This window comes from Novosphingobium sp. SG720 (assembly GCF_012275365.1).
GTDB lineage: Bacteria > Pseudomonadota > Alphaproteobacteria > Sphingomonadales > Sphingomonadaceae > Novosphingobium > Novosphingobium rhizosphaerae.
In genome coordinates this window covers 310,029-323,114 of record NZ_JAAZQN010000002.1, presented here as the reverse complement: position 1 = coordinate 323,114, position 13,086 = coordinate 310,029, and the positions used below count along the sequence as shown (strand labels likewise).

At 67.3% G+C, this 13,086-nt stretch carries 10 protein-coding genes; 3 read left to right on the top strand and 7 right to left on the bottom strand.

Annotated elements, in window-relative coordinates; genetic code table 11:
- Positions 1 to 17: 17 nt before the first annotated feature.
- The 6 genes from metK to hisS form a co-directional block, all read right to left on the bottom strand.
- Entirely contained in the window at positions 18 to 1,235 is a 1,218-nt protein-coding gene (gene metK / locus FHW94_RS10855) for a methionine adenosyltransferase (RefSeq protein WP_168555839.1), read from the bottom strand.
- 42 nt (positions 1,236 to 1,277) lie between these two features.
- Positions 1,278 to 2,912 carry an apolipoprotein N-acyltransferase gene (gene lnt / locus FHW94_RS10850; protein WP_349237497.1) on the bottom strand — a complete coding sequence of 545 codons (1,635 nt, stop codon included), beginning with the start codon at positions 2,910 to 2,912 and terminating at the stop codon, positions 1,278 to 1,280.
- 122 nt (positions 2,913 to 3,034) lie between these two features.
- Positions 3,035 to 3,988, bottom strand: a complete 954-nt coding sequence (locus tag FHW94_RS10845; RefSeq protein WP_168555838.1) for a DUF4167 domain-containing protein — start codon at positions 3,986 to 3,988, stop codon at positions 3,035 to 3,037.
- A 209-nt stretch (positions 3,989 to 4,197) separates the two neighbouring features.
- Entirely contained in the window at positions 4,198 to 5,076 is an 879-nt protein-coding gene (prmC, locus tag FHW94_RS10840) for a peptide chain release factor N(5)-glutamine methyltransferase (protein WP_168555837.1), read from the bottom strand.
- Entirely contained in the window at positions 5,069 to 6,139 is a 1,071-nt protein-coding gene (gene prfA, locus FHW94_RS10835; protein ID WP_168555836.1) for a peptide chain release factor 1, read from the bottom strand. The genes prmC and prfA overlap by 8 nt, the downstream gene beginning before the upstream one ends.
- Complete coding sequence (hisS, locus tag FHW94_RS10830; RefSeq protein WP_168555835.1) at positions 6,139 to 7,401, bottom strand: histidine--tRNA ligase; 1,263 nt, start codon at positions 7,399 to 7,401, stop codon at positions 6,139 to 6,141. The genes prfA and hisS overlap by 1 nt, the downstream gene beginning before the upstream one ends.
- A gap of 114 nt (positions 7,402 to 7,515) precedes the next feature.
- Between hisS and FHW94_RS10825 the strand changes: the two genes are divergently transcribed.
- From FHW94_RS10825 to ppa, 3 genes are all read left to right on the top strand, one after another.
- Complete coding sequence (locus FHW94_RS10825) at positions 7,516 to 9,528, top strand: M61 family metallopeptidase (RefSeq protein WP_168555834.1); 2,013 nt, start codon at positions 7,516 to 7,518, stop codon at positions 9,526 to 9,528.
- Positions 9,528 to 10,199, top strand: a complete 672-nt coding sequence (locus tag FHW94_RS10820) for a DUF1345 domain-containing protein (protein WP_168555833.1) — start codon at positions 9,528 to 9,530, stop codon at positions 10,197 to 10,199. The genes FHW94_RS10825 and FHW94_RS10820 overlap by 1 nt, the downstream gene beginning before the upstream one ends.
- A gap of 118 nt (positions 10,200 to 10,317) precedes the next feature.
- Positions 10,318 to 10,872, top strand: a complete 555-nt coding sequence (ppa, locus tag FHW94_RS10815; protein WP_168555832.1) for an inorganic diphosphatase — start codon at positions 10,318 to 10,320, stop codon at positions 10,870 to 10,872.
- Between the two features lie 170 nt (positions 10,873 to 11,042).
- Here ppa and thrS read toward each other — a convergent pair whose 3' ends face one another.
- Positions 11,043 to 13,034 carry a threonine--tRNA ligase gene (gene thrS / locus FHW94_RS10810; protein ID WP_168555831.1) on the bottom strand — a complete coding sequence of 664 codons (1,992 nt, stop codon included), beginning with the start codon at positions 13,032 to 13,034 and terminating at the stop codon, positions 11,043 to 11,045.
- Positions 13,035 to 13,086: the final 52 nt, after the last annotated feature.

Below are 13,086 nucleotides of genomic sequence, written 5' to 3'. Positions count from 1 at the left end.
ACCTGGGGCGGGAGACCTCAGGCGAGCGCGGCCTTCAGGTCGTCCACCAGGTCGGTGCGCTCCCAGGGGAACAGGTCGCCATCGGGCTTGCGGCCAAAGTGGCCATAGGCCGCCGTGACGCCATAGATCGGCTTGTTGAGCGACAGGCCCACGCGGATGCCGCGCGGGGTCAACCCGCCCAGGCGCTGCTTGGCCACCAGTTCCACCGCGCGTTCGAGCGTGGCATCGTCCACCGCGCCGGTGCCGTGGGTATCGACATAGAGCGAGAGCGGCTGCGACACGCCGATGGCATAGGCCACCTGGATGGTGCAGCGCTTGGCCAGGCCCGCCGCCACGATGTTCTTGGCGATATAGCGCGTCACATAGGCGGCCGAACGGTCGACCTTCGTCGGATCCTTGCCCGAAAACGCGCCGCCACCGTGGGGCGAGGCGCCGCCATAGGTATCGACGATGATCTTGCGGCCGGTGAGGCCGGCGTCGCCATCCGGGCCGCCAATCTCGAAGCTGCCGGTGGGATTGATGTGATAGACCGTCTGGTCCGACAGCAGCTCGGCCGGGATCACCGCGGCGACGGCCTGCTTCACCCAGGCCTTCAGCTCGACATCCTTGGCGCCTTCGTCATAGCCCGGCTTGTGCTGGGTGGACACGACGATGGCCGTGGCGGCCGCCGGGCGGCCATCCTGGAAGCGCAGGGTTACCTGGCTCTTGGCATCGGGTTCCAGGAACGGGGCGGCGCCGGAATGGCGATCGTCGGCCAGGCGCTGCAGGATCTTGTGGCTGTAATCCAGCGTGGCCGGCATCAGGTCGGGCGTCTCGTCGCAGGCAAAGCCGAACATGATGCCCTGGTCGCCGGCGCCTTCGTCCTTGTTTTCGCCCGCGTCCACGCCTTGCGCGATATGCGCCGATTGCGCGTGCAGGTTGTTTTCAAAGCGGAAGGTCTGCCAGTGGAATCCTTCCTGCTCATACCCGATGCGCTTGACCGTGGCGCGCACCACCGCTTCCACTTCCTCGCGCACGCCGGGCGCCCATTCGCCGCTGGTGTCCATGATGCCGCGGCCGCGGATTTCGCCGGCCAGCACCACCAGGTTGGTGGTGGTCAGCGTTTCGCAGGCGATGCGCGCCTCGGGGTCCTTGCTCAGGAACAGGTCGACGATGGCGTCGCTGATCTGGTCCGCGACCTTGTCGGGATGGCCTTCGGAGACGCTTTCGGAAGTGAACAGGTAATCGCTGCGCATGGGCAAAGGGTCCGATATAAAGCAATCTTTATGTGCCGCCTCCTAGCGCGGGCGGCGCCGCGAGGCAACCAGCCCCGCCAAAAGAAGACCTGCGGCCCACAAAAGCGGCAATGTATTGCCCATTCGCGCAAACGGGGTAGGGGCCAACGCGGGTGGCACCAGCCCATCGATGCGGCTGGCCACGTGGCGCGGGATGAAGGCACGCACGCCGCCGCGGGCATCGATCACCGCCGAAATGCCGTTGGTGGTGGAACGCAGCACCGGCAAGCCTTCCTCGATCGCGCGCAACCGTGCCTGGGCCAGGTGCTGCGGCGGGCCCCAGGCGCCGAACCAGCCATCGTTCGACGGATTGAACAGCACGGCGGGGCGGTTCGCGCGGTCGATCACCTGGCCGGAAAAGACGATTTCATAGCAGATCTGCACACCCACGCGCGGCAGGCCCTGGCCCGAAAGATCGAGCGTGCGCGGCCCAGGCCCTGACCAATAGTCGAAATCGCCTGCCACCAGGCGTGAGAGGCCGAGCGGCGTGAGCAGGCCGCGCATCGGCAGATATTCGCCATAAGGCACCAGGTGCGCCTTGGCATAATGCCCGCGGATCGCGCCCTGGCTGTCGATCGCGGTCACCACGTTCCAGGCGCCCACCGGCATCGCGGCAGGTGCGGGATTGGGCTTGAACGCCAGGTCTACCGCGCCGGTCAGCAACAGCGCGCCCGGCCCGACCACGCGGCCCATCCGCGCGCGGGCCAGCAGCGGATCGCCGGCAAAGGTGGTGGTGGCATACCAGGCCGCCGGATAGCCGGTCTGGAGGTAATCGGGCACGCCGCTTTCGGGCCACAGCACCAGGCGCCGCTGGCCATAGACGCGCGGCAGGCTGAGCGCGGCGGCGCGCTGGAACTGCGCTTCATAGCGGGTGGGATCGTTGATCTCATCCTGGCCGATGTTCGGCTGGACCAGCGTGAACGGCACGGTGCCCGCCCCCTGCTGCCCGCCCAGCGGCAACAGGAACAGCGCCACCGGCAGGGCGAAATGGGCCCCGGCCAAGGCCCAGCGCCGCTGCACCCCGGCGCGCAGGGCAAACAGCCATTGCCCCGCCAGCAGCACCACCACCCCCGACAAGGCATACGTGCCCAGCCAAGGCAGCACGCGCGCCAGGCCAGGCCGATCGAACCCGCCCAGCGCCGTGACCGCCAGCGGATTCCATGGGAAACCGGTGCAGACCCAGCCGCGTGCCCATTCGGTCACGATCCACAAGGCCGCCAGCGTGGGCACCGGCGCCAGGCGCCAGCGCCGCCCCAGCCACCACGCCAGCAGCGTGGCAGCGGCCGGAAACAGCGCGAGATAGACCGCCAGCAGCAGCACCGCGATCCAGCCCAGCCAGGCCGGCATCTGCGCCTGATAAGTGAAAGCCGTGGCGATCCAGCCGTTTCCAGTGGAAAAATGGCCCCAGCCCCACAGCCAGCCCACCAACAGGGCATGGAACGGCGTGCGCGCCCGCTGCATCCGCGCGGCCAGCACGGCCAGCGCCAGCAAGGTGAGTGGCCACCATCCCAGCGGGGCAAAGCCCAGCGCCCCCAGCGCGCCCGCCACCACCAGCATGATCGCTTCGCCACGGCGGGACAGGGGATCATCAACCAGCGCAAGCAGCGCGGCGAAACGGGAGCGGAGCCAGGCGTTCATCGTGCCGTTCTATGCGGTGGCCCGGCGGCCAGGGCAAGCGCGGCCGCGGCAGAGCGTTGCGACCACGAAAAAAGGCGCCCGGGCTGCGGGCGCCTTTCTATCGTACGGCCATGCCGAAAGGGTCAGCCTTCGGCGCTTTCGGGCAGCGGGTTCTTGCGCGGGCGGCCACGGCGCTTGGGCGCGGGGGCCGCTTCGCCGGCCGGCTCGGCCACCGGGGCTTCGGGCGCGCGCGTTTCGGCCACGGTGGGTTGCGGGGTGGGTTGCGGGGCCGCTTCCGCAGCCGGTTCGCTGCGCACGCCGATCGCGGGCGGCAGGCTGGACGGATCGAGCCCTTCGGCCGGCGCGGTGCGGCGCGGGCGGCGTTCGGTGCGGGCACGGGGCCCACGCGGGCTGCGGCTTTCGCGGATGAAGGGGTTGTCGGTCACGTCGATCACCGGCTCGCCCTCGTCGGCGCGCACGCCTTCAAGCGGCACCGGCTGGTCGATCGGCGCTGCGCCTTCGGCCGGGGCCTGCTGCGCGCGGCGGTCTTCGAAGCGGCGGCGGCCATTGCCTTCGCGATCCTGGCGCTCGGCACGCTCCGGGCGTTCCGCGCGTTCGGGCCGTTCGCTGCGCTCTGCCCGCTCTGCCCGTTCGGGACGCTCGGCACGTTCCGGGCGTTCGGTCCGCTCGGGGCGATCCTGGCGCTCGGTGTTGCGGGCTTCGCGGTCCTCGCGGCGGACATACGGCCGATCGAAAGCGGGAAAATCGCCTTCGATCGAGAAATCCATGCCGTCATCCTCGGGCTCGCCCTCGGTCCAGCGTTCGCCATTGCCGCTATGGCGCTGGCGCGCTTCTTCCTGGCGCAGCCGGGTATCGGCAATCACGCGGAAATAGTGATCGGCAAACTGCAGATAGTATTCGGCCTGGACACGATCCCCGTTGAGGTGGGCATCCTGCGCCATCTTGCGATACTTTTCGAGCAGCTGGGGCGCATTGCCCCGCGCGCGGCTGTCGATTCGATTGAGCTGCTGGCCGCCACCTTGCGGACGATTGTTACCGCGGCCGCGCCGGCGGTTGTTCCCACGATTGTTGTTCAACTCAGGCACGTCCTTGTTTGGGGCGGCTGTCGGTATCTTGTGCTGATCCTGTCGCCGCGCAACCCTCCGCCACGCGCCCGCAACGCACGGGTGCGCAGATTCCCAGCATCTGCCAGCCGGAAGCCCCTGCAAGAGGGCCGATGCGGGTGCAAATGGTGGAGCTGGCCGGGACGGGAAGCCTTCATCCGTCGCCCTGCCTGCTGGCACAATTAGTGATCGCTTGCGGGCTTGCCAAGCGAAATATTGTGGCAAAACGTCATTTCCACAGCCCTGTCACGCCCGGCGAGATCGGGATGCACCCGCGCCGCCAGGCCATGGGCCTGCGCCAGGGCGACCACGGCCGCGCCTTGTTGCCAGCCGATCTCCACCACCGCCAAGCCGCCTGGCGCCAGGAGTTCAGGCAGTTGCGGCACCAGCACGGCATAATCGGCCATGCCGTCGGTCCCGGCAAACAGGGCGCTGGCCGGTTCGAAATCGCGCACGCCGGGCTCGAGCGCGGCCTCGTCTTCCACATAGGGCGGGTTGGCCAGGATCAGGTCGAACCGGCCCAGCGCAGCGGCCCAGCCGGGGCAGGTCCAGTCGCCCGGCTGCATGCGCGCGCGCGCGTCCAGCCCGAGGCGCAGCGCATTGCCCGCTGCCACCACCCGCGCCGCATCCGATCGCTCGATCCCCGTGCCCACCGCCTGCGGCCAGATCGACAGCGCCGCCAGCAACAGCGCGCCAGAGCCGGTGCCCAGATCGAGAATGCGCGCCGGCGGGCGGCCTTCCAGTGCGCGCTGCGCCACCTCGATCAAGGTCTCGCTATCCCCGCGCGGGATCAGCACCGCCGGATTGACCGCCAGTTCCAGCCCATAGAATTCCTGGGTGCCCACGATATAGGCCACCGGCTCGTGGCATGTCCGCCGCGCAACCAGCGCGGCAAAATCGGCCGGCTCCGGTGCATCCATGTGGCGCAGCAGCACGTCGGTGCGGGTGCAACCCAGGGCATGGGCCATCAACACCTCGGCATCGAGCCGCGCGGTGTCGCTGGTTGCGGCAAGGATCTGCGCGGCCTGGAACAGCGCCTGGCGGACGGTTGGATCAGTCATCCATCGCGGCCAGGCGCTTGGCCTGGTCTTCGGCGGTAAGCGCATCGATCAGTTCGCCCAAGCCCGGGCCGGCGAGCACTTCGGGCAGGCGGTGCAGCGTCAGGTTGATGCGGTGGTCGGTCACGCGGCCTTGCGGGAAATTGTAGGTGCGGATGCGTTCCGAACGGTCGCCCGAGCCGACCAGCGCGCGGCGGGCTTCGGCTTCGGCGCCCTGGGCCTGTTCGCGGCGCAAGTCATAGAGCCGGGTGCGCAGCACCTGCATCGCCTTGGCCTTGTTCTTGTGCTGGCTGCGTTCGTCCTGCTGCGTCACCACCAGGCCGGTAGGCAGGTGGGTGATGCGCACGGCCGAATCGGTGGTGTTGACGTGCTGGCCGCCTGCGCCGCTGGCGCGGTAGATGTCGATCTTGATGTCCTTGTCCTCGATCGCCACGTCCACTTCATCGGCTTCGGGCAGGACGGCGACGGTGGCGGCGCTGGTATGGATGCGCCCGCCGCTTTCGGTCACCGGCACGCGCTGCACGCGGTGCACCCCGCTTTCGAACTTCAGCCGCGCGAACACGCCCTGGCCCGCGACATGGGCGATCACTTCCTTGAAGCCGCCCAGTTCGCTGGCATTGGCGCTGATCACTTCAACCTTCCAGCCCTGCTCGGCGGCAAAGCGTTCGTACATGCGGAACAGGTCTGCCGCGAACAGCGCCGCTTCGTCGCCGCCGGTCCCGGCGCGGATTTCCAGCATGGCCGGGCGCACGTCGGCCGAATCGCGCGGCAGCATGGCAATGGCTAGCGTCCGCTCGGCCTCGGGCAGCAGGCTGCGCAGGCTGTGCATTTCCTCTTCGGCGAGGGCGCGCATCTCGGCGTCGGGTTCTTCCAGCGCGGCCAGGCTGGCCAGTTCGGCGCGCATGACCTGCACCGCCCGCGCGGCCCGCGCGACCGGTTCCAGCTCGGCATAGTCGCGGCTGGCGGCAACGAAGCCTTCGCCTTCCAGCGTGCCCGATGCCAGGCGCGCTTCCAGTTCGGCAAAACGCGCCGCGATCTGCCCCAGACGTGCGTCGGAAACGGCCATCAGGCGGCGATGTGCGCCGGAATCGCGTGGAGGGCCATGCGCTCCTGCGTGCCGGTGACCAGGTTCTTGACCGTCGCTTCGCCCGCTGCCAGTTCCTCGTCGCCCACGATCAGGGCAAAGCGCGCGCCGCTTTCGTTGGCGCGGCTCATCCGCTTCTTCATGTTGCCGCGATAGCCCATGTCCACGGTCAACCCGCCCCGGCGCAGCGTGGCGGCCAGGCCCAGACACGCGGCCTCTGCCGCCGGGCCCATCGGCACGATCGCCACGTCGGCCGCCGGTTCGGCAATCGCGCGGCTATCGGCCACCAGCATGGCCAGCCGCTCGATCCCCGCAGCCCAGCCCACCGCCGGGGTGGCCGGGCCACCCAAGGCTTCGAGCAGCCCGTCATAGCGCCCGCCGCCCAGCACGGTGCCCTGCGCGCCCAACCGGTCGGTGATGAATTCGAACGCGGTGTGGCGATAGTAATCCAGGCCCCGCACCAGCGCCGGCGCGCGCACCCAGGCCACGCCGGCCGCATCGAGGCCCGCCGTCACCTTGCCGAAAAAGTCCTGCGCTTCATCAGACAGGAACTGGTCGATCATCGGCGCATCGGCCGTGAACGGCTTGTCGCGCGGGTCCTTGGAATCGAGGATGCGCAGCGGGTTGCGCTCCAGCCGGTCCTGCGAATCTTCGGAAAGCTGGTCCTTGTGGGCACGGAAGTATTCGATCAGCGCCGCGCGCCAGGCCTCGCGGCTGGGCCCGTCGCCCAAGGTGTTGAGGTTGAGCGTCACGCCGTCGGCAATGCCCAGTTCGCGCAGCAACTGGTCGGCCATGACCAGCAATTCCACGTCGGCCTGCGGCTCGGCGGCGCCGATCACTTCGGCATCGATCTGGTGGAACTGGCGATAGCGGCCCTTTTGCGGGCGTTCATAGCGGAACAGGGGGCCATGCGTCGCGATCTTGAGCGGGGCGTGCTGCTGCCAACCGTTGGTGAGATAGGCCCGGGCCAGGCCGGCGGTGAATTCGGGCCGCAGGGTCAGCGATTCCCCGCCGCGATCCTCGAACGAATACATTTCCTTGGAGACCACGTCGGTGGTTTCGCCCAGCGAGCGAGAGAACACCGTGGTCTTTTCGAACACCGGCATTTCCACCCGGCGAAAGCGGTAGAGCTTGCGCACGCGCTCGAACGTTTCGACGACATGGCCGAAGGCTTCCGCCTCGGCGCCGAAGATGTCCTGGGTGCCACGGATGGCCTGCGGGGTGGGGATCGCTTGCTTGCTCATGGCGCGCGCGGATAGCGGCTTTCGCGCGGTGGGGGAAGCTTCTGCGGCAAATGGTCGCGCTTTGAGCCCATCTGGCCGTTGCGAATGAGACTTTATCACGCCATGAAAGGGGCCATGCGCAAGACCCCCCAAGGCATTGGCCTCCTTTCCGCCCTTTCGTTGTCCACCCTGATGCTGGTTCAGCCGGCGCTGGCCCAGGTCCAGCCCCCCAGCAACAGCCGCCCGATGGCTGTGCCGATCACGCCGTCGGTGCCCGATGCACAGGATGTGCCCTACGTTGGCACGATCGGCTTGCAGATCGACGCGACCGATCTTGCCACCGGTGCCTTTCGCGTGGTGGAAACCGTGCCCGTGGCGCAGGGCGCCAAGGAACTGATCCTGCAATTGCCGCGCTGGCTGCCCGGCGAACACGGCCCGCGCGGCCCGGTGGCCGAGCTTGCCCAGATCACCTTCGAGGCCAAGGGCCAAAAGCTGGCATGGACGCGCGATCCGGTGGAAGTGAACGCCTTCCACATCACCCTGCCGGCCGGCACCAGCGAAGTGGTGGCCCGCTTCGTCCACACTTCGCCGCTGCGCGAGAGCGAAGGGCGCATCACCGTCACGCGCGAAATGCTCAACCTGCAGTGGGAGAAGATGAGCCTCTATCCCGCCGGCTATTACGTGCGCCAGATCAAGGTGCGCCCCACCGTGACGTTCCCGCAGGGGTGGACCGTGTTCACCGCGCTCGACGGCAAGACGCAAAGCGGCAGCGGCAACACCGTGACCTGGGCCGAGACGGACTATGAAACCCTGGTCGATTCGCCGATCTTTGCCGGGATCTATGCCGCGCGGCACGATCTGGGGCATGACGTCACTCTCGATCTGGTGGCCGACAAGCCCGAACTGCTGGCGATCAAGCCGGAAAACCTGCAGGCCTATCGCAACCTGGCCGACGAGGCCGTGGCCGCGTTCGGCGCGCGCCACTTCGATCACTACGATTTCCTCCTCGCGCTGACCGACCGGATGGGCGGCATCGGCCTGGAGCATCACCGCTCCAGCGAAAACCAGCAGGAGCCCAAGAGCCTGACCGACTGGGCCGGCTATGACTGGGACCGCAACGTGATCGCCCACGAATTCAGCCACAGCTGGGACGGCAAGTATCGCCGTTCGGCCAAGCTGTGGACGCCCGACTATCGCCAGCCGATGCAGGACAACCTGCTGTGGGTCTATGAAGGGCAAACCCAGTTCTGGGGCCTGGTCCTGGCCGCGCGCTCGGGCGTGCAGAGCAAGGACATGGTGCTGGGCAGCCTGGCCAACTATGCCGGCACCTTCAGCCAGATGGCCGGGCGCGAGTGGCGCTCGGTCGAAGACACCACGCTCGATCCGGTCTTCGCCGCGCGCAAGCCCAAGCCCTATGCCTCGCTCACCCGGGGCGAGGACTATTACACCGAAGGCGCGCTGGTATGGCTGGAAGCCGACCAGATCATCCGCGACGGCACGGCCGGCAAACGCGGCCTGGACGATTTCGCCAAGGCGTTCTTCGGCGTGCGCGATGGCGACTGGGGCGTGCTGACTTATGAATTCGAGGACGTGGTCAAGACGCTGAACGGCATCTATCCCTATGACTGGGCCAGCTTCCTCACGACCCGGCTGCAGACGCCGGGCCAGCCGGTGCCGCTGGGTGGGGTCGAACGCGGCGGCTACAAGCTGGAATTCCGCGAAGAACCCAACCCCTATGACAAGGCGCGCATGGCCGACGCCAAGGTGCTGGGCCTGTTCAATTCGCTCGGCGTGACGCTGGACAAGGACGGCAAGGTCACGGCCTCGCGCTGGGATGGCCCGGCGTTCAAGGCCGGCCTGGTTTCGGGGATGCAGGTGGTGGCCGTCAACGGCGACGCCTATGACGCCGACAAGCTCAAGGCCGCGATCACCAATGCCAAGACCGGCAACCCCGGCGCGGGCCGGCCGATCGAACTGCTGGTCAAGCGCGACGATCGCTATGTCACGCTGCCGATCACCTATGCCGATGGCCTGCGCTGGCCCTGGCTGGTGCGCGCCGCGCCCGGCACGGCGCCGACCGGTCTCGACAAGCTGCTCAGCCCCAAGGCCGCCAAGAGCAAGACCGGCACGAGCAGGGCTGGCAAGTGATGGCGCGGGCCGGGTGGCACCCGGGCCGCCTGGCCCCGCCCCGCTTTCTTATGTTCCTGTTGCTGTTCATGGGCGGCACCGCTGGCTGGTGGGTGTGGCACCCGCTCAGCCAGAAGGGTGCCGAACTGGCCGATTCGCTGGCCATGGGCTTTGACTTTGCCGCACTCGCCTTCCTGGGCTCGTTGATTCCGCTGCTGCGCTGTGCCGATGCCGATACCATGCGGCAAAGCTCGGTGGACAACGATGCCAACCGCGCGGCGGTGCTGTGCATCACCACGGTGCTGACCCTGGTGGTCATGGCGGCGATCGCCGGCGAACTGCCGCGCGCCGCCCATGGCGATTCGCTGGCCAAGGTGCGGCTGATCGGCACGCTGCTGCTGACCTGGCTTTTTGCCAACACGGTCTATGGCCTGCACTATGCCCATCTTTACTATACCCGCGACGAAGACAGCGGAAAGGATCGCGGCGGCTTGGACTTTCCCGATACCAAGACCCCCGACTATTTCGATTTCGCCTATTTTTCATTCACCTTGGGCATGACGTTCCAGACTTCGGACACCGCGATCACCAGCGGGCGCGTGCGCCGGATCGTGACGCTGCATTCCTTTGCCGCCTTTGTTTTCAACATCGGCGTGATCGCCTTCACCATCAACGCGCTGGGCGCCGGTTAACCAACGATAGGGGAATGCGTCACAAGTATTGTTGCGACGCAAAAGCCACGGCGCTAGAGCCGGTGGACGGCGAACAACAACTGGCCCGACGGGCCTGAACCAAGGCAAGAAAGAACCGATGCGCATCGACCTTATCCCCACCGGGGACAATCCGCCCGAAAGCCTCAATGTCGTGATCGAAGTGCCGGTCGGCGGCGAACCGGTGAAGTACGAGTTCGACAAGGAATCCGGCGCCCTGTTCGTGGACCGCATCCTGCACACGCCGATGCGCTATCCGGCCAACTATGGCTTCGTGCCCCACACCCTGTCGCCCGATGGCGACCCGCTCGACGCGCTGGTCATTGCCCGCTCGCCGTTCATCCCCGGCTGCGTTGTCCGCGCCCGCCCGATCGCGGTGCTGAACCTGGAAGACGAACAGGGCGGCGATGAAAAGCTGGTCTGCGTGCCGGTCGATTCCACCTTCCCGTATTACACCGAAGTGCTGGAAAAGGATCACCTGCCCGAAATCGTGCTCAAGCAGATCGAGCACTTCTTCACCCACTACAAGGACCTGGAAAAGGAAAAGTGGGTGCGCGTGGGCACCTGGGGTGGCGCCGACGACGCCCGCCGCATCACGGTGGAAGCGATCGAACGCTACAACGAAGCCAAGGCGGCCAAGCAAGCGGCGGAGTAATCCACCCTTTCGCCTGATGGCATGAAAAAGGCCAGGGTTGGACATGCGACCCTGGCCTTTTTTGTATCCTTGGGCCCCTCCACCACCACTTCGCGGCGGTCCCCTTCCCCGCCTTCTGCAGGGAGGATCGAGGGAAAAGATCCTCCCCATGCAATGGGGAGGTGGCTCCCTTACCCCCGCAGATCCGGCGCCAGCGCATCGGCCTTGATCAGCGCAATCGCCTCGGCCAGCGGCAGCACGGCTTGCGCCTGCTCGCCCAGGCGGCGGATCGCCACGGTGCCTTCCTCGGCCTCGCGCTTGCCCACCACCAAAAGGTACGGCACCTTTTGCAGTGAATGTTCGCGCACCTTGTAGTTGATCTTCTCGTTGCGCAGGTCGCTTTCCACGCGGATGCCGGCGGCGCGCAGCGCCTCGGTCGCCTGGACGGCAAAGCCATCGGCGTCCGAAACGATCGTCGCCACCACGGCCTGGGTCGGGGCCAGCCAGGTCGGCAGCTTGCCGGCGAAATGCTCGATCAGGATGCCGATGAAGCGTTCATAGGAACCGAAGATCGCGCGGTGCAGCATGACCGGGCGATGGCGTTCGCCATCCTCGGCGATATAGCCGGCGTCGAGGCGTTCGGGCAGCACGCGGTCCGACTGGATCGTGCCCACCTGCCAGGTGCGGCCGATGGCATCGGTCAGGTGCCATTCCAGCTTGGGCGCATAGAACGCGCCTTCGCCGGGCAGTTCTTCCCAGCCATATTCGGGCGTGGCAAGGCCGGCGGTGGCGACGGCATCGCGCAGTTCGGCCTCGGCCTGGTCCCACATCGCTTCGGTGCCAAAGCGCTTTTCCGGGCGCAGCGCCAGCTTGATCGAATAGGTAAAGCCGAAGTCCTTGTAGATGCGGTCGGCCAGTTCGCAGAACGCGCGCACTTCGTCCACGATCTGGTCTTCGCGGCAGAAGATATGCGCGTCGTCCTGGGTGAACTGGCGCACGCGCATCAGCCCGTGCAGCGCGCCGTGCGGCTCGTTGCGGTGGCAGCAGCCGTTTTCATAGAGGCGCAGCGGCAGCTCGCGATAGGATTTCAGGCCCTGGCGGAAGATCAGCACGTGCGCCGGGCAGTTCATCGGCTTGAGGGCCATCCAGTCGGCCTCGCCGCTGATCACCGGGCCATCGTCCTCGGTGTTGGGCACCTCGTCGGGGATCACGAACATGTTTTCGCGATACTTGCCCCAGTGGCCCGATTGCTCCCACTGGCGCGCATCCATCACCTGCGGGGTCTTGACCTCGCGATAGCCGGCGCCGTCGATCGCGCGGCGCATATAGGCTTCCAGCTCGCGCCAGATGCGATAGCCCTTGGGGTGCCAGAACACCGAACCATGCGCTTCCTGCTGCAGGTGGAACAGGTCCATCTCCGCGCCCAGCTTGCGATGGTCGCGCTTGGCCGCTTCCTCCAGGCGGTGGAGGTGTGCGTCGAGCTGCTTCTTGTTGAGCCAGCCGGTGCCATAGATGCGGCTGAGCATCGCGTTCTTCTGGTCGCCGCGCCAATAGGCGCCCGACACGCGCGTGAGCTTGAAGGCATTGGGATCGAGCTTGCCGGTGGAGGCAAGGTGCGGCCCGCGGCACATGTCGAGCCAGTCGTTACCCGACCAATAGACCGTCAATTCCTCGTTTTCCGGCAGTTCGGCGGCCCATTGCGCCTTGAAAGTCTCGCCCTGCGCGCTCCAGCGGGCGATCAGGTCGGCCCGGCTCCACACTTCGCGGCGCAGCGGCTTGTCGGCGGCGATGATCTTGCGCATCTCCGCCTCGATCGCCGGCAGGTCCTCCTCGGTGAACGGGCGGACCGGGGCGAAATCGTAATAGAAGCCGTCGTCGGTCGCCGGGCCGAACGTGATCTGCGTGCCGGGGAACAGCGCCTGCACTGCCTCGGCCAGGATGTGGGCATAGTCGTGCCGCACCAGTTCCAGGGCGTCGGCCTCGTCGCGCGCGGTGACGAGCGCCAGTTGCGCGTCACCCTCGAACGGGCGGGTGATGTCGAACAGCTCGCCATTCACGCGCGCGCCGATCGCGGCCTTGGCGAGGCCCGGGCCGATCGCGGCGGCAATATCGGCCGGCGTGGTACCCGGCGCCACTTCGCGCAGCGAACCATCGGGCAGGGTGATCTTGAGCAGGTCTGACATCGGATCTCTCTTGCGGGATATGACGCGCGCCATGGCACAAGTGCCGCGGCGC